The 15,555-nt window shown below is 55.7% G+C and carries 15 protein-coding genes; 7 read left to right on the top strand and 8 right to left on the bottom strand.

The genetic code is table 11. From position 1 onward, the window contains the following. Positions 1-42: 42 nt before the first annotated feature. The 4 genes from ACN9MQ_RS20890 to nirB all read right to left on the bottom strand — a co-directional run bounded on the left by ACN9MQ_RS20890 (position 43) and on the right by nirB (position 4,735). Complete coding sequence (locus ACN9MQ_RS20890; protein WP_020884583.1) at positions 43-213, bottom strand: YhfL family protein; 171 nt, start codon at positions 211-213, stop codon at positions 43-45. Between the two features lie 145 nt (positions 214-358). Beyond that, positions 359-1,732 (bottom strand): siroheme synthase CysG, encoded by a 1,374-nt coding sequence (cysG, locus tag ACN9MQ_RS20885; protein ID WP_020884584.1) that lies wholly within the window; start codon positions 1,730-1,732, stop codon positions 359-361. Positions 1,733-1,868: 136 nt separating this feature from the next. After that, a complete protein-coding gene (gene nirD / locus ACN9MQ_RS20880; RefSeq protein ID WP_020884585.1) occupies positions 1,869-2,195 on the bottom strand; it encodes a nitrite reductase small subunit NirD in 327 nt (108 codons plus the stop codon). Further along, positions 2,192-4,735 carry a nitrite reductase large subunit NirB gene (gene nirB / locus ACN9MQ_RS20875; protein WP_014171939.1) on the bottom strand — a complete coding sequence of 848 codons (2,544 nt, stop codon included), beginning with the start codon at positions 4,733-4,735 and terminating at the stop codon, positions 2,192-2,194. Before nirB ends, nirD begins: the two co-directional genes overlap by 4 nt. Before the next feature lie 240 nt (positions 4,736-4,975). Here nirB and ACN9MQ_RS20870 point away from each other — a divergent pair, with 240 nt between their 5' ends. After that, entirely contained in the window at positions 4,976-6,292 is a 1,317-nt protein-coding gene (locus ACN9MQ_RS20870) for a cytosine deaminase (protein ID WP_078774742.1), read from the top strand. A gap of 4 nt (positions 6,293-6,296) precedes the next feature. Here ACN9MQ_RS20870 and tsgA read toward each other — a convergent pair whose 3' ends face one another. Continuing rightward, positions 6,297-7,481, bottom strand: a complete 1,185-nt coding sequence (gene tsgA, locus ACN9MQ_RS20865) for an MFS transporter TsgA (RefSeq protein ID WP_020884588.1) — start codon at positions 7,479-7,481, stop codon at positions 6,297-6,299. Between the two features lie 278 nt (positions 7,482-7,759). On the opposite strand from tsgA, the gene ppiA reads away from it, so the two are divergent. From ppiA to argD, 5 genes are all read left to right on the top strand, one after another. After that, complete coding sequence (gene ppiA / locus ACN9MQ_RS20860; RefSeq protein WP_014171936.1) at positions 7,760-8,332, top strand: peptidylprolyl isomerase A; 573 nt, start codon at positions 7,760-7,762, stop codon at positions 8,330-8,332. A 107-nt stretch (positions 8,333-8,439) separates the two neighbouring features. Further along, positions 8,440-8,607, top strand: coding sequence for a YhfG family protein (locus tag ACN9MQ_RS20855; RefSeq protein WP_014171935.1), 168 nt, complete (start codon positions 8,440-8,442; stop codon positions 8,605-8,607). Beyond that, complete coding sequence (locus tag ACN9MQ_RS20850) at positions 8,597-9,199, top strand: putative adenosine monophosphate-protein transferase Fic (protein ID WP_025202869.1); 603 nt, start codon at positions 8,597-8,599, stop codon at positions 9,197-9,199. Before ACN9MQ_RS20855 ends, ACN9MQ_RS20850 begins: the two co-directional genes overlap by 11 nt. A gap of 30 nt (positions 9,200-9,229) precedes the next feature. Next, complete coding sequence (gene pabA, locus ACN9MQ_RS20845) at positions 9,230-9,793, top strand: aminodeoxychorismate synthase component 2 (protein WP_014171933.1); 564 nt, start codon at positions 9,230-9,232, stop codon at positions 9,791-9,793. Between the two features lie 86 nt (positions 9,794-9,879). Beyond that, a complete protein-coding gene (argD, locus tag ACN9MQ_RS20840) occupies positions 9,880-11,100 on the top strand; it encodes a bifunctional acetylornithine/succinyldiaminopimelate transaminase (RefSeq protein ID WP_410377751.1) in 1,221 nt (406 codons plus the stop codon). Here argD and ACN9MQ_RS20835 read toward each other — a convergent pair. Both ACN9MQ_RS20835 and crp read right to left on the bottom strand, forming a co-directional pair. Beyond that, the gene (locus ACN9MQ_RS20835; protein ID WP_020884592.1) at positions 11,097-13,184 is read right to left on the bottom strand and encodes a YccS/YhfK family putative transporter; all 2,088 of its coding nucleotides are present in this window, start codon (positions 13,182-13,184) and stop codon (positions 11,097-11,099) included. The two genes, argD and ACN9MQ_RS20835, sit on opposite strands and share 4 nt — an antisense overlap. A 57-nt stretch (positions 13,185-13,241) precedes the next feature. After that, entirely contained in the window at positions 13,242-13,874 is a 633-nt protein-coding gene (gene crp, locus ACN9MQ_RS20830) for a cAMP-activated global transcriptional regulator CRP (RefSeq protein WP_000242758.1), read from the bottom strand. 311 nt (positions 13,875-14,185) lie between these two features. On the opposite strand from crp, the gene ACN9MQ_RS20825 reads away from it, so the two are divergent. After that, entirely contained in the window at positions 14,186-14,590 is a 405-nt protein-coding gene (locus ACN9MQ_RS20825; protein ID WP_025202873.1) for an OsmC family protein, read from the top strand. A 65-nt stretch (positions 14,591-14,655) separates the two neighbouring features. On the opposite strand, the gene ACN9MQ_RS20820 is transcribed toward ACN9MQ_RS20825, so the two are convergent. Further along, positions 14,656-15,525, bottom strand: a complete 870-nt coding sequence (locus ACN9MQ_RS20820; RefSeq protein WP_014171927.1) for a phosphoribulokinase — start codon at positions 15,523-15,525, stop codon at positions 14,656-14,658. Between the last annotated feature and the right edge of the window lie 30 nt (positions 15,526-15,555).

Raw genomic sequence — 15,555 nt, 5'->3', positions numbered from 1 at the left:
AAAACCGGGACATTCCCGGTTTTTTTTACGCCTGAAAAACGCTTACTGCTGTGCGGCCGGGCCGCAGCCACCGATGATCTTCGAAATGGAAATTGCCGGGTGCAGCAGGTAATCATAGCTGCAATTATTTTTGGTATTTTGAACGTGACCGGTGCAGGCGGTCAGAGTCGATAACATGCCTACCAGAACGGCGGCTTTTGCCAGTTTAAACATACGCATTCCTTGTCTGAAAAAACGAAAATTGGATCTAACGTGAGGGAATAAATGGAAAAATTCCATTTCGCGGGCGGTATGTTATCGGGAGCGGTAAGAGGGGAGTAGTCCGCATAAGGACTACTCCGGGAAGGGGGAATATGCGTTAGTGATTCGAGAACCAGTTCAGTTTATCGCGCAGCTCCACCACGCGTCCGACAATAATCAGCGCCGGGCTTTCAACCTGCTGTGCCAGCTCACCTAACTGGGTCAGCACGCCGTTCACCACGCGCTGCTTAATGGACGTGCCGTTTTCCACCAGCGCGACGGACATATCCTCTTCCATGCCGTGCTCAAGCAGTTTGGCCTGAATGGTCGCGGCCTGGTTTAACCCCATATAGAACACCAGCGTCTGTTTTTCGGCGGCCAGGTTATGCCAGTCCAGCTCACTGCCGGTTTTCAGGTGCCCCGTCACCAGGCGTACGCTCTGTGCATAGTCACGGTGGGTCAGCGGAATGCCCGAGTAAGCTGAGCAGCCGGAGGCTGCCGTGATGCCCGGTACCACGGAAAACGGAATGCCCGCGTTGCACAACGTTTCCAGCTCTTCACCGCCGCGACCAAAGATAAACGGATCGCCACCCTTGAGGCGCACCACGCGTTTTCCTTTTTGCGCTTCGCGCAGCAGGATCTGGTTAATCTCCTCCTGCGGCACACAGTGGTACCCGGCTCGTTTACCGACAAATACGCGGTCAGCATCGCGGCGGACCAGGTTCATTATTTCATCGGAGACCAGACGGTCATAAACCACAATATCCGCCTGCTGGATCTGCTGCAGCCCTTTCAGCGTCAGCAAACCGGCATCGCCCGGGCCGGCACCCACCAGCACCACTTCACCACGATGATCCAGCGGCTCGCAGAGCAACTGCGCCGTCGTCTCTTCCACCGCTTTATGATCCTGATTCGCCAGCGACTGGGCCAGCCTGTCATTCACAAAGAATTTTTCCCAGAAGCGACGGCGTTCGCCCACGGTCGCGAAGGTTTGCTTAACCCGTGAACGCAGCTGCCCGGCATAGTGGGCAATCTGGCCAAGATGCTGCGGCAGAATGGCTTCCAGTTTTTCCCGCAGCAGGCGGGCCAGAACGGGAGAGCGGCCGCCGGACGATACCGCAATCATCAGCGGCGAACGGTCAATGATCGACGGCATGATAAAGCTGGCTTCCTTCGGGGCATCCACCACGTTACAGAAGATGCGGCGCGCTTCACAGGCGTCGCTGACGCGCTGATTCACTTCATCGTCATCCGTGGCGGCAATGGTCAGCCAGCAGGTATCAAGCAGGGATTCATTAAACCCCCCCTGCACCAGCGTGAGCATCCCTTCTTTTTCCCAGGCCTCAAACTGCGGGGCAAAAGCCAGGGCGTTAACGGTGAGTCGGGCTCCTGCTTCTAACAGCAAGCGCGCTTTGCGTTCAGCCACATCGCCGCCGCCTACAAGCAGACAGTCGCGATGGCGTAATTGACAGAAAATCGGCAGGTGGTCCACGACATTACCTCACAGCATTCAAGGAGGGGGTAAGAAATTGAGGTCAGGATAACAGCAGGAATCGTACAGAACATACGGTTTTTCCTGCCGTTACCCATAAGGGGTCATAAGCTTTTCATATTGAAAAGGCGAGAGATTAGCCTTTCAGCTGCACCTTACCGTCCTTCACGCGGACATCGTAGGGCTTCACGGAATAATGCTCATCTTCCATGCAATACCCGTCGCGTAAACGAAAACGCTGTTTCTTCAACGGGCTGGCGACCCAGAGTTCACCCTGATGCTCTGCGATTAATCCCCGGGACAGGACGCTGGCCTCAAAGAACGGGTCGATATTGCTGATGGCAAAAACCTGTTCATCATGGCGAGGGCGAAATATCGCGACCTGCTCGTTACCCAGCAGGGCACAGACCCCGGTGGCAGGCAGAATGTCGTTAATGTTGCAGATGTTTACCCACTGGCTCATGCGTTTTCCTCCACCAGAGTCACCGGAATACGTTCATAAGGTGTCGCCGGACGATGTTGCTCGCGTTCTGCCACAACCTGCACATTCGGGTCGCGCTGGGTGCTGTTGATAAAGTGTCTGAAGCGAGTCTGCGCCGCCGGAGTGTTGACGGTTTCAGTCCACTCGCAGATCACCGCCTCGCGCAGGCGCGCCATTTCCGCTTCCAGATGGTCGTTCAGGCCCAGTTTGTCGTCAATGATGACCGATTTCAGGTACTCGATGCCGCCTTCCAGGTTATCGAGCCAGGACGCGGTACGGGTCAGCTTATCGGCGGTACGGATGTAGAACATCATAAAGCGGTCGAGATACTGAATCAGCGTATCGCGGTCGAGGTCTGCAGCCAGCAGGTCTGCATGGCGTGGTTTCATGCCGCCGTTACCACAGACGTACAGGTTCCAGCCTTTCTCGGTGGCAATGATACCCACATCTTTACCCTGCGCTTCCGCACATTCGCGGGTACAGCCGGAAACGCCAAACTTCATTTTATGCGGTGTACGGATGCCTTTGTAGCGGTTCTCCAGCTCCACACCGAAGCCGACGCTGTCGCCTACGCCGTAACGGCACCAGGTGCTGCCCACACAGGTTTTCGCCATACGCAGCGCTTTCGCGTAGGCGTGGCCGGTTTCGAATCCCGCGTCAATCAGCTGACGCCAGATTTCAGGCAGGTCATCTTTCTGCGCACCAAACAGGCCGATACGCTGAGAGCCGGTGATTTTGGTATACAGGTTAAATTCGCGCGCGATACGGCCAACGGCGACCAGCCCTTCCGGGGTGATTTCGCCACCGGCGGAGCGTGGGATGACGGAGTAAGTCCCGTCTTTCTGAATGTTCGCCAGGAAGTTATCGTTGGTATCCTGCAGCGGCGTATGTTCTGGTTTGAGAACGTACTCGTTCCAGCAGGAGGCCAGCAGGGAACCCACGGTAGGTTTACACACTTCACAGCCATAACCCTGACCGTGTTTCGCCAGCAGTTCGTCGAAGGATTTGATGCCTTCCACGCGGATCAGGTGGTACAGCTCCTGGCGAGAGTAAGCGAAATGCTCGCACAGGTTATTGTTGACTTCGATACCCTGTTTCGCCAGTTCTGCGTTCAGAACCTGTGTGACCAGCGGGATACACCCACCGCAGCCGGTACCGGCTTTGGTTTCCGCCTTCAGGGCCGCGACGGTATGGCAGCCTTTATTGATGGCCGAAATCAGCATGCCTTTGGTCACATCGAAGCAGGAGCAAATCTGCGCGCTGTCGGGCAGTTTATCCACGCCGATGGACGGCTTACCGCTGGACGCATGCGCCGGAAGGATCAGCGCGTCCGGGTTTTCCGGCAGTTCGATGGCGTTCAAGACCAGCTGAAGCAGGTTACCGTAGTCGCTGGTATCGCCCACCAGCACCGCGCCGAGCAGGGTTTTGTTGTCCTGACTGACGATAAGACGTTTGTACACCTCTTTGCTTTCATCGAGGTAAACATAGCTGCGTGCGCCCGGCGTGCGGCCATGCGCATCGCCAATACCGCCTACGTCTACGCCCAGTAGTTTAAGTTTGGCGCTCAGGTCAGCCCCTTCGAAGGCGTTCTGGTTGCCGAGAATATGGTCAACGGCCACCTGCGCCATTTTGTAGCCAGGCGCGACCAGACCGTACACGCGGTTGTTCCAGCTGGCGCATTCGCCGATGGCGTAGATATCCGGGTCGGAGGTCTGGCAGGTATCGTTAATCATGATCCCGCCGCGCTGAGCGACGGCCAGACCGCACTGGGTGGCCAGCTTGTCGCGTGGGCGAATACCGGTAGAGAAGACGATAAAGTCCACTTCCAGTTCGCTGCCATCGGCAAAGCGCATGGTTTTCCGCGCTTCGGTGCCTTCCTGCACAATCTCTTTGGTATTTTTGCTGGTGTGAACCTTCACGCCCATGCTTTCGATTTTACGGCGCAGCTGGTCACCACCCATGTGGTCAAGCTGCTCTGCCATCAGCATCGGGGCAAATTCGATGACGTGGGTTTCAACACCGAGGTTTTTCAGCGCACCGGCGGCTTCCAGACCCAGCAGCCCCCCCCCGACCACGGCGCCACGTTTACTGCGGCGGGCACATGATTCGATCGCATTGAGATCTTCGATGGTACGATAAACGAAGCAATCCTGCGTTTCCGAGCCTTTGATCGGCGGGATCCACGGGTACGAGCCAGTCGCCATGATCAGCTTGTCGTAAAAAACCGTACGTCCGGCGCTGGAGTGGATCACTTTTTCCTGACGGTTGATGGTGATAGCGCGTTCGCCCACCAGCACTTTCACGCCATGCTTCTCGTAGAAACCATCGCGCACCAGAGAGAGCTCTTCAGCGGTATGATGGGAGAAGTAGGAAGACAAGTGCACACGGTCGTACGCCTTGCGGGGTTCTTCACAGAACACGGTAATATCGAACTGGTTAGCATCGGCTTTATCGAGAAGATCCTCAATAAAGCGGTGGCCGACCATGCCGTTACCGATGATAGCGAGTCTGACTTTGCTCATTTTTGCCTCGATTTCTTTTCTATTACTGCCTACCTTAACGATTCAGCAGTGGCACTTATTGATGCAAATCAAATACGCCTTCGCCTACTCCTTAGGTGGTATATGACTGATTTGTCAGGATTTTTATAAGTTGTGGAAATCGCTGGCTTTTCGAGGTCGCCGATTTTGTGTACAAATTAAGGGGCGCATTGTCAAAAATGCGTACTCCCAAATATCAGCCGCGTTTTTCAGGGGAAAGGCATGTCTACAACACCGCTTGGGCTTATTCAGAATGTTCGCTTACCGGGTCGCGAAGGGCTGTGGCAAATCGCCATTGAGCAGGGCCGTTTTGGTGGCATAACGCCGATGGGCGATACCGAAGACGAAAACGTAAGAATCTTAAACGCGCGTGGCGGCCTTGCCATCCCCCCGTTTATAGAACCGCATATCCACCTTGATACCACCCAGACGGCAGGCGAGCCGAGCTGGAACCAGTCCGGTACGCTGTTTGAAGGCATTGAGCGCTGGGCGGAGCGTAAGGCACTGCTTAGCCATGAAGATGTAAAAGCGCGCGCCTGGAAGACGCTGAAAGGGCAAATTGCCAACGGTATTCAGTTTGTGCGCACCCACGTGGACGTCTCTGACCCGACGCTCACCGCCCTGAAGGCCATGCTGGAGGTGAAGCAGGAGGTTGCGCCGTGGATCACGCTGCAAATCGTGGCGTTCCCGCAGGAAGGCATCCTTTCTTACCCGGACGGCGCGGCGCTGCTTGAGGAGGCGTTGAAGCTGGGCGCCGATGTGGTCGGGGCAATCCCGCATTTTGAATTCACCCGCGAGTATGGCGTGCAATCGCTGCACATTGCCTTTGAACTGGCGAAGAAATATGACCGTCCGCTGGATATCCACTGCGATGAAATTGACGATGAGCAGTCCCGATTTCTGGAAACGGTGGCCACCCTGGCTTATGAATCAGGGATAGGCCCGCGGGTCACGGCCAGCCATACCACGGCGATGCACTCCTATAACGGGGCATACACCTCGCGGCTTTTCCGCCTGCTGAAGATGTCAGGCATCAACTTTGTCGCCAATCCACTGGTGAATATCCATTTACAGGGACGCTTTGATGATTATCCCAAACGACGCGGGATTACCCGAGTGAAGGAGCTGCTGGAGGCGGGGATCAACGTCTGTTTCGGGCATGATGATGTCTTCGACCCGTGGTACCCGCTTGGCACCGGCAATATGCTGCAGGTACTGCATATGGGGCTGCATGTGTGTCAGATGATGGGGTATTCGCAAATCGACAACGGTTTGAACCTGATAACCCACAACAGCGCCCGAACCTTCGGCCTGACGGATTACGGTATCGAAACGGGAAATCTGGCTAACCTGATCGTGCTGCCTGCGGAGAGCGGGTTTGAAGCGGTGCGCTGCCAGGTGCCGGCGCGCTGGTCGATTCGTGAGGGGCGAGTGATTGCCACGACGCAGCTTGCGCAGACGTGGATCAAAATGGACGACGTTGCGGAAGAGCACATCTTCACGAAAAACAGCCCCTTCGCTGAGCGCAAAGGGGCGTAGGGGATCAGTGGGACGCCGCTGCCGTATTATGCTGGCGGTGGCGGGTCACAAAGCCCAGAACCAGGCACATCACAAACACCACCGCGTACAAACCGTTAGCGGTATGCAGCGCGGCCAGCGGGCCGCTGTGGGCGACGATCGGGCCGGTGACCACGAAGGTCAACATGGTGCCGATGGTGCCGCAGGTCAGCACGAAGTTCACCAGTTTCGGTGACGCCACTTTGGTCTGCAGAGAGCCCAGCGTAATGATAGAGGTGTAAATCGCACTGGAGAAGAAGCCCAGGGTCAGGATGAACCACGGCATATGCTCCGGTGAACCGTTAATGAACAGGTACATCAGCACGGTTGCCATGCCTGCCAGCACGGTCAGAATGCGCTGCAGGTCGAAGAAGCGCAGGATGAAGCTAAACGCCCACATGCCGAACATGTAAGACATCCAGAAATCGCTCACCAGTTTACCCGCGTCGTTCAGACTCATGCCCAGGCCTTTGGCGTATTCCGGTACCCAGGAGATAAAGCCCAGCTGACCGAGGATGTAGCACAGTGCGGCAACGGAGAGGAACAGTACGCCGATACCCCATTTCTCTTTCGCGACCGGCTCGTCCGTGGATTGCGCTTTTTTGCCCAGAACCGGGAATTCACAGCCGAAGGTCAGAATAAAGATTGCCACGTAGACCAGACCGATACAGGCATAAACCCAGTACCACTCAATGCTGCGTGCCAGCAGAACGGCCGCTACCATCGGGAAAATCATCCCCGCCATGCTGAAGAAGGAGTCGGTAAACAGCAGACGTGCGCCACGCTGACGACCTTCATACATGTGGGTAATCAGGAACGTACCGATGGACATCGTAATACCGCTCACCAGACCCAGCACAAACATGGCGGCAGAGAACAGGGCGATGCTGTGGCTCACCATTAAACCCGCGACCGCGGCGACCATCAGCACGAAACCAAAACGCAGCTGCGTTTTCAGTGGAACAATTTCCATCAGCCAGGCATTCAGGAAAATGGAGATCAGGATCCCGGCGTTGAGGAAGGTAAAGGTGTTACTCATGCTGGAAACGGGCAGCTGGAAGTAATCTGCGATATTACCCATCACCATCCCGGTGACGATCACCAACGCGCCGGTCAGGGCGTAGGAGAAGAAGCTGATCCATGTGAGCTTGATACGATTGCTGTTAGTCATGTCTGGCCTGTTCAGGAAAAGAAAAGCGCCCGAGGGGCGCTGAGAGCGGGCAGATTTTAGACATTAAAGTGATCCATTCATATCTTTTAAGAGAAATTCGATCGCTATTGCAGGTTTTTATGTGATTCAGATCACATTAATAGGCGTCATAACCAATCGTTTGCGTGGTTACAACTGTTTCAATTTCGTAAAATTAGGTAAAAGGCTGGTCTCCGTTCATACTGCTCTTTAGAATCAAGCCATTCGCTTTTTATACTGCGCTTTGTTAAGGAATTCTCATGCTCAAATCAACGCTGGCGGCTGTCGCAGCTGTGTTTGCTCTTTCTGCCGTTTCCCCTGCTGCGCTGGCAGCCAAAGGAGACCCTCACGTTCTGCTGACCACCTCCGCCGGGAATATTGAGCTGGAACTGAATAGCCAGAAAGCTCCGGTTTCTGTGAAAAACTTCCTCGACTACGTGAATAACGGTTTCTATAACGGCACCACATTCCACCGTGTGATCCCGGGCTTTATGGTGCAGGGCGGTGGTTTTAACGAGCAAATGCAGCAAAAGCAGCCTAACGCACCGATTAAAAACGAAGCGGATAACGGCCTGCGCAACACCCGCGGTACCATCTCAATGGCGCGTACTGCAGATAAAGACAGCGCCACCAGCCAGTTCTTTATCAACGTGGCGGATAACGCCTTCCTCGATCACGGCCAGCGCGACTTCGGCTACGCGGTCTTCGGTAAAGTGGTGAAAGGGATGGATGTGGCTGACAAGATTTCTCAGGTGCAGTCCCATGACGTTGGCCCATACCAGAATGTGCCGACGAAACCGGTTGTGATCCTCTCTGCAAAAGTTCTGCCGTAACCTTCTTTGACACGGGCGCTTCTCGCCCGTGTTTCGCTCACCTCCCTGCGAAAGCGCGTTTTGCTGCTTATACTTGTGGCACACGGACATCTTCAGGGAGGCGTTAAGTGAAAAAACTCACCGATAAGCAAAAATCCCGTCTCTGGGAGCAGCAGCGAAACAGTAATTTCCAGGCCAGCCGCCGCCTTGAGGGGGTTGATAGCCCGCTCGTTACGCTAAACGCCCAGGATGCGCAAAGCCGTCTTGAAGAACTCAGGAGGCACTATGAGCGATAAAATCGGTGACGATCGTGACCCGTATCTCTACCCGGGTCTGAATGTGATGCGTAACCGTCTGAATATCCGCCAGGCTGACCGTCTTGCAAAGGCATCCTATGAGATCACCGCGCTGCGGGTGGCGACGCTCGGCTTAGGCCCGTCGGCGCCGGGGTTGCCGCATCTCTGTGCAATCCACCGCCACCTTTATCAGGATATTTTTGACTGGGCGGGCGATATCCGCGAAATCGATATTTATCAGGGCGACACCCGCTTCTGCCACTTCGCCTACATCGAGAAAGAGGGCAATGTCCTGATGCAGGATCTCGAGGAAGAGGGGTATCTCAACGGTCTGCAGAAAGAGGAGTTTGTGGCCCGCCTGAGTCACTACTACTGTGAGATCAACGTGCTCCATCCCTTCCGGATTGGCAACGGTATCGCTCAGCGGATCTTCTTCGAACAACTTGCCATCCATGCAGGCTATCAGCTGAGCTGGAAAGATATCGACCCGGGCAAATGGGCGGCGGCCAACCAGAGCGGCGCAATGGGCGATTTAACGGCCCTGAACGCCATCTTTGCCAAAGTAGTGAGCGAAGCGCGGGAAACTGAGTAGAATAGGGCGGCACGTTTTTCTGGAGCCGCCATGATTCTGCTGATTGATAACTACGATTCCTTCACCTGGAACCTTTACCAGTATTTTTGTGAACTGGGTGCAGAGGTGGTGGTCCGCCGCAACGACGACATCAGCCTGGCCGAAATCGACGCGCTTGCCCCGCAGAAAATCGTTATCTCTCCGGGGCCCTGCACGCCGTCGGAATCGGGCATTTCGCTGGATGTCATTCATCACTACGCCGGTAAGTTGCCCATTCTTGGCGTCTGCCTGGGCCACCAGGCCATTGGGCAGGTGTTTGGTGCCACCATTGTGCGCGCCGCCAAAGTGATGCATGGCAAAACCGCGCCGGTGACCCATACCGGCACGGGCGTGTTTACGGGGCTTAATAATCCGCTTACCGTGACGCGCTACCATTCGCTGGTCATTGACCCGTCAACGCTGCCGGAATGCTTTGAGGTTACCGCCTGGAGCGATACCCGGGAGATCATGGGGATCCGACATCGTGAATGGGACCTCGAAGGGGTGCAATTCCACCCGGAGAGTATCCTCAGCGAGCAGGGACACCAGCTGCTGGCAAATTTCCTCAATCGTTGAATAGTGGTTGCCTTACTGTGATTTTTTATGCATATTTTGTGATTATATTTTCACAATCACTGTGACATAAAATGGATGGTCATGACATGGCAACTGAACAATCTGCAATTACCCGCGCGACATTCGATGAAGTCATTCTGCCGATTTATGCACCGGCTGAGTTTATCCCGGTAAAAGGGAAAGGCAGCCGAGTCTGGGATCAGCAGGGGAAAGAGTATGTTGATTTCGCCGGTGGGATTGCGGTGACGGCGCTGGGTCATTGCCATCCTGCGCTGGTGGAGGCGCTGAAAACCCAGGGGGAAACCCTGTGGCATACCAGCAACGTCTTTACCAACGAACCGGCGCTGCGTCTGGGCCGCAAGTTAATCAGCGCGACTTTCGCTGAACGCGTGCTGTTTATGAACTCCGGTACCGAAGCGAACGAAACCGCCTTCAAACTGGCGCGCTACTATGCTTCCACGCGCCACAGCCCGTACAAAACCAAAATCATTGCTTTCCACAACGCCTTCCACGGTCGCTCGCTGTTTACCGTTTCCGTCGGTGGACAGCCAAAGTATTCCGACGGTTTTGGACCAAAACCGGCCGATATTATTCATGTGCCGTTTAACGATCTCCATGCGGTAAAAGCGGTAATGGATGATCACACCTGTGCGGTGGTGGTGGAGCCGATCCAGGGAGAGGGCGGCGTAACGGCTGCCACGCCTGAGTTCCTGAAAGGGCTGCGCGACCTGTGCGATGAGCATCAGGCGCTGCTGGTATTTGATGAAGTGCAGTGCGGGATGGGCCGTACCGGCTCCCTGTTTGCCTACATGCATTACGGCGTGACGCCGGATATTCTGACCAGCGCCAAAGCGCTCGGCGGCGGCTTCCCGGTCAGTGCGGTATTAACGACGCAGGAGATTGCCTCCGCGTTCCACGTGGGTTCCCACGGTTCCACATACGGCGGTAACCCGCTGGCGAGTGCCGTCGCGGGTGCCGCGTTCGACATTATCAATACCCCTGAGGTTCTGAGCGGCGTCAACGCGAAGCGTGAGCTTTTCGTGACGCATTTGCAGCAGATTGATGACCAGTATGACGTCTTCAGCGAGATCCGCGGGATGGGGTTATTGATCGGCGCGGAGCTGAAGCCACAGTACAAAGGCCGCGCGCGCGATTTCCTGCACGCCGCCGCCCATGAAGGGGTGATGGTGCTCAATGCCGGGCCGGACGTGATGCGCTTTGCGCCGTCGCTGGTGGTCGAAAATCAGGACATTGAAGACGGGTTAAACCGTTTTGCCGCGGCGGTCGCGAAGATCGTAAACACTTAAGACTCCGTTCGCGTTAAGCGACGGGTTAACCATATCCCGTGGTGAGGGCGCTGACGCCATGCTACCGACGAAATGGTGTGCATGGTGTTCAGATGCCCGAGAACGCGCTGCAGATGCTGCTCCAGGGTGCTCATTGGCCCGTGGGTGAGCGTCTCTGGCGCCTCCAGAATGTTCGAATCCCCTGACTCGCCAGGCGCGTCATACTCGAGTCGCTGCTGACACCGCTGCAGGGCAATCTCACACGACTGCAGGTAGCGCTGCGCCAGATCGGGCGTCAGCATCGTATGTTCCCGCGCCAGCGTGGTCATGGCGTTGATATGCTCAACGATAAACTGGCTGTGCGTCACCCAGAGCTTCATGTCCGCCAGATAGTGCGAGTTAAAGCCGGGCTCCTGCATTGCCTGATTCAGCGAGTTAAACAGGGCGTTATGCGCCTGGTTGACCTTCATCCGCTGATACGCCAGCGGGGAGGGCTGCGGGTCGTCACTCAGGATCAGGCGAATGGCCTGCTGGTCAGCCTCCAGCGCATCGTGGGCGTTCTGTCTGAGCAGCCCGCTTTGCCACTGAGGCCACAGCCAGACCATGCCGCCAAAGGCAATCAGGCAGCCGATCAGGGTATCGACCAGCCTGGCGATAATAAACTGCTCGCCGTTGAGCGTGAGCAACTGCAGGGTATACACCGCCGTTACCGTAAAGCCCACCATCGCCCAGCCGTAGTTTTTGCGGATGATCAGGTAGCTCACCATCGTGATCACCAGCATCCCTGCCAGCGTATAGCCTTCCGGCACGTGAAAGTGCAGCGTAACGCCCGCAATGATCAGCCCCGCCATCGTTCCGCCTGCCCGGTGCAGAATGCGCACCCGCGTCGCGCCATAGCCGTTCTGGGTGACAAACAGGATGGTCATTAAAATCCAGTACGGTTTGGGCAGATGCAGCGCCATGCCCATCAGGCTGGCAATGCTCAGCATCACGCTAATTCGCGCGGCGTTGCGCAGGGCAGATGATTTAAGGGAGAGGTAGCTTCTGAGCGCCGGCAGCAGCGGCAGGCGTTTTTGTTTGTCGGCCATCAGGTCGCGCGGATAAAGCGGACGCTGGGTTCGTAACACGCGGGCGATACGGCTGAAGTGCCAGGCGGCAAACTGACCCACTGGGTTGTCTTCATGCTGACGGGCAATCTTCTCCAGCGCGCCGAGCTGTTTGTCCATGTTAAAGCGCGTGGGGTAGCGGTGATACAGAATATCGTCAGCCAGCACCCGAAGGCGCGCGGAGACGGTTTGCGCGTTCCAGCGGATCACCGCTTCGGCATGGCTGCGCTCGACCAGTTTTTGCACCTCCTGCGGCTGGTGCAGGCTCACGGAGATATGCTCCTGTAAGTCCAGCCCCACCTGGAAGACGCGCAGCAGCCGCTTATATTCGTGGTTCTTATTGGCGGCGAGCATATGCAGCTGTTGATAACACTGGCTTATCAGGTCCACCACCTTTTGCTGACGCGTCAGCAGCGGCGGCAGTGATTTTTCTGGATCGGTATGCTGGGTGAGCAAGGTGTATTTGGCTTCACAGTAATCCGCCAGCTGCACGTAGAGCAGGCTCAGGGATTCCCGCAGCGGCTGTTCCCGCCACAGCCAGAACCAAAACCAGTTAAACAGCCCGTACCACAGCGTACCGAGGGCGTAGATCAGCAGCGGCTCCCACACCGGCATGTTGCCCGCAAGGCTCAGCGTGAAGATGGCGGCAATCAGCGACGCGGGAAGCAAACGCGCGTGCAGTGAGCTGATTTCAGCGGTTACGCCCAGGGTCATCGCCAGGACGGTGAGGATCAGCGGCAGCGGGATATCGCGGGCCAGCAAAAGCTGCACGGCGAGGCTACAACCCGCAAACAGCGAGCCGCCCACGATCAGCCGTTTGAAAAAGCGCTTATGCGGTGTATCCAGACCGGCAATGTTGCAGCAGGCGGGAACGAGAGAGAAGAGCAGACCTTGCTGAAGATGGCCCAGAATCAGGCCCACGGCCACAGGAAGGCACAACACCAGCGTTTGTCGCAGTGCGTAGTTAACTTCCGGGTGATAAATCAGCCTGCGCCACATGGGGAATAGAGACAAAAACGGCGTGACACCTTGCGATGGCACGCCGTTTTAGCGGAATTAACGCGTTCCGTAAACCACGATGGTTTTACCGTGTGCGGAGATCAGGTTCTGATCTTCCAGCATTTTCAGAATACGGCCCACTGTTTCACGGGAGCAACCGACAATCTGACCGATTTCCTGACGGGTAATTTTAATTTGCATGCCATCAGGGTGAGTCATCGCATCGGGTTGTTTCGCCAGATTCAGCAGGGTCTGAGCGATACGGCCGGTCACGTCCAGGAAGGCGAGGTTACCCACTTTCTCAGATGTCACCTGCAGACGGCGCGCCATCTGCGAAGAAAGACGCATCAGGATGTCAGGGTTAACCTGAATCAACTGACGGAATTTCTTGTAGGAAATTTCAGCCACTTCACATGCTGTCTTTGCACGAACCCAGGCGCTACGTTCCTGGCCTTCTTCAAACAGGCCCAGTTCACCGATGAAATCGCCCTGGTTCAGATAAGAAAGGATCATCTCTTTCCCTTCTTCATCTTTGATCAGCACTGCCACCGAGCCTTTGACGATGTAATACAACGTTTCCGCTTTTTCACCCTGGTGAATCAGCGTGCTCTTCGATGGGTACTTATGAATGTGGCAATGAGACAAGAACCATTCGAGAGTCGGGTCTGTTTGCGGTTTGCCAAGCACCATGCGCTGTTATCCTCTGTTATAAGCTGTCACCAGAGTCATAAGATGCATCCGGACTCTGGGGTTGCAATCGAATTCTTACCCATACCCTGGGAAGTCGGCTATCGTAACGTTTCGCAGCCAGTAAAGTTTGATGTCCTCTGCATACATGTGTAACGTCAATGTATTACTGTAGCATCCTGAGTGTTTTAGCATAGCTTTCGCCGCGTGTCTCCTGGTGTCTCGCTTCAGCATGACGCAGGTCGCCTTCCATTGCGAGAAATGTAACGCACGCGTAATCTGTCACCAAAAATGCAACGTTGGAGTGAGTGAATATGCAAGCGCGTGTGAAATGGGTTGAAGGTTTAACGTTCCTGGGCGAGTCCGCTTCAGGACACCAGATTTTGATGGATGGTAACTCCGGCGATAAAGCACCAAGCCCAATGGAAATGGTGCTGATGGCCGCAGGTGGATGCAGCGCAATTGATGTGGTGTCGATCCTGCAAAAAGGCCGGCACGATGTGACCGACTGCGAAGTAAAACTCACCTCAGAACGCCGCGAAGAGGCACCACGCCTGTTCACCCACATTAACCTGCATTTCATCGTCAGCGGGAAAGAACTGAAAGACGCGGCGGTCTCACGCGCGGTCGATCTTTCAGCGGAGAAATACTGCTCGGTCGCCTTAATGCTCGAGAAAGCGGTAAAAATTACGCATTCGTATGAAGTGATCGACGCCTGATATTGGGGGCATCGTTCACCCTGATGCCCTCACCGAAACCCTCTCCCACGCGGAGAGGGAAATCATCAGGCGATTTTCTTCCCTTCTATCAACCGCTGTACCAGCGGCATCATAATTAATTCCATTGCCAGCCCCATTTTTCCGCCCGGAACCACTAACGTATTCATGTGCGAAATAAACGAGCCCTGCAGCATCGCCAGCAGCCAGGGGTAATCAATGCCGTCGAGATTGCGGAAATGGATAACCACAAAGCTCTCATCCAGCGACGGGATACTTTTGGCCGCGAACGGGTTAGAGGTGTCCACTGTCGGTACGCGCTGGAAGTTGATATGCGTGCGGGAGAACTGCGGCGTCAGATAAGTTATGTAGTCTTCCATGGAGCGCACGACGGAATCCATCACCGCCTCGCGTGAATGGCCGCGCTCGCTGATGTCACGCGTCAGCTTCTGGATCCACTCAAGGTTCACGATGGGCACCACGCCAACCAGCAGATCCACGTGACGCGCCACGTCATGCTGCGGCGTCACCACGCCACCGTGCAACCCTTCGTAAAACAGGACGTCGGTCGGTTCCGGCAGCGGTTGCCAGGGGGTAAAGGTGCCGGGCACCTGGTTCCAGGGAACGGCTTCATCGTAGGTGTGCAGATATTTGCGTGACTGCCCCTTGCCGCTCTGGCCGTACTCCTGAAAGGTTTGCTCCAGCAGGCCGAAGTCATTGGCCTCCGGGCCGAAGTAGCTAATGTGTTTACCCAGATCGCGCGCCTTGCGGATAGCCATATCCATCTCCGGGCGCGTGTAGCGGTGAAAACTATCGCCTTCGACCTCCGCCGCACGGAGATTCAGTTGGGCGAAAATCTTACGAAAAGCGAGGCTGGTCGTGGTGGTTCCCGCACCACTCGAACCCGTAACGGCAATAACCGGATGTCTGGCAGACATAGCAACTCCCTGACTGGAAAGGTTTAAAGA

It is taken from the genome of Enterobacter sp. R-25 (genome assembly GCF_049913205.1).
In the GTDB taxonomy this organism is placed as follows: domain Bacteria; phylum Pseudomonadota; class Gammaproteobacteria; order Enterobacterales; family Enterobacteriaceae; genus Enterobacter; species Enterobacter ludwigii.
This window is presented reverse-complemented; position numbering and strand designations above follow the sequence as displayed.

Excerpts from the sequence above, each read along its gene's own strand:
- ACN9MQ_RS20890 (WP_020884583.1), bottom strand. The coding sequence starts at position 213 with ATGTTTAAACTGGCAAAAGCCGCCGTTCTGGTAGGCATGTTATCGACT.
- nirD (WP_020884585.1), bottom strand. The coding sequence starts at position 2,195 with ATGAGCCAGTGGGTAAACATCTGCAACATTAACGACATTCTGCCTGCC.
- nirB (WP_014171939.1), bottom strand. The coding sequence starts at position 4,735 with ATGAGCAAAGTCAGACTCGCTATCATCGGTAACGGCATGGTCGGCCAC.
- ACN9MQ_RS20870 (WP_078774742.1), top strand. The coding sequence starts at position 4,976 with ATGTCTACAACACCGCTTGGGCTTATTCAGAATGTTCGCTTACCGGGT.
- tsgA (WP_020884588.1), bottom strand. The coding sequence starts at position 7,481 with ATGACTAACAGCAATCGTATCAAGCTCACATGGATCAGCTTCTTCTCC.
- ppiA (WP_014171936.1), top strand. The coding sequence starts at position 7,760 with ATGCTCAAATCAACGCTGGCGGCTGTCGCAGCTGTGTTTGCTCTTTCT.
- ACN9MQ_RS20850 (WP_025202869.1), top strand. The coding sequence starts at position 8,597 with ATGAGCGATAAAATCGGTGACGATCGTGACCCGTATCTCTACCCGGGT.
- pabA (WP_014171933.1), top strand. The coding sequence starts at position 9,230 with ATGATTCTGCTGATTGATAACTACGATTCCTTCACCTGGAACCTTTAC.
- argD (WP_410377751.1), top strand. The coding sequence starts at position 9,880 with ATGGCAACTGAACAATCTGCAATTACCCGCGCGACATTCGATGAAGTC.
- ACN9MQ_RS20835 (WP_020884592.1), bottom strand. The coding sequence starts at position 13,184 with ATGTGGCGCAGGCTGATTTATCACCCGGAAGTTAACTACGCACTGCGA.
- crp (WP_000242758.1), bottom strand. The coding sequence starts at position 13,874 with ATGGTGCTTGGCAAACCGCAAACAGACCCGACTCTCGAATGGTTCTTG.
- ACN9MQ_RS20825 (WP_025202873.1), top strand. The coding sequence starts at position 14,186 with ATGCAAGCGCGTGTGAAATGGGTTGAAGGTTTAACGTTCCTGGGCGAG.
- ACN9MQ_RS20820 (WP_014171927.1), bottom strand. The coding sequence starts at position 15,525 with ATGTCTGCCAGACATCCGGTTATTGCCGTTACGGGTTCGAGTGGTGCG.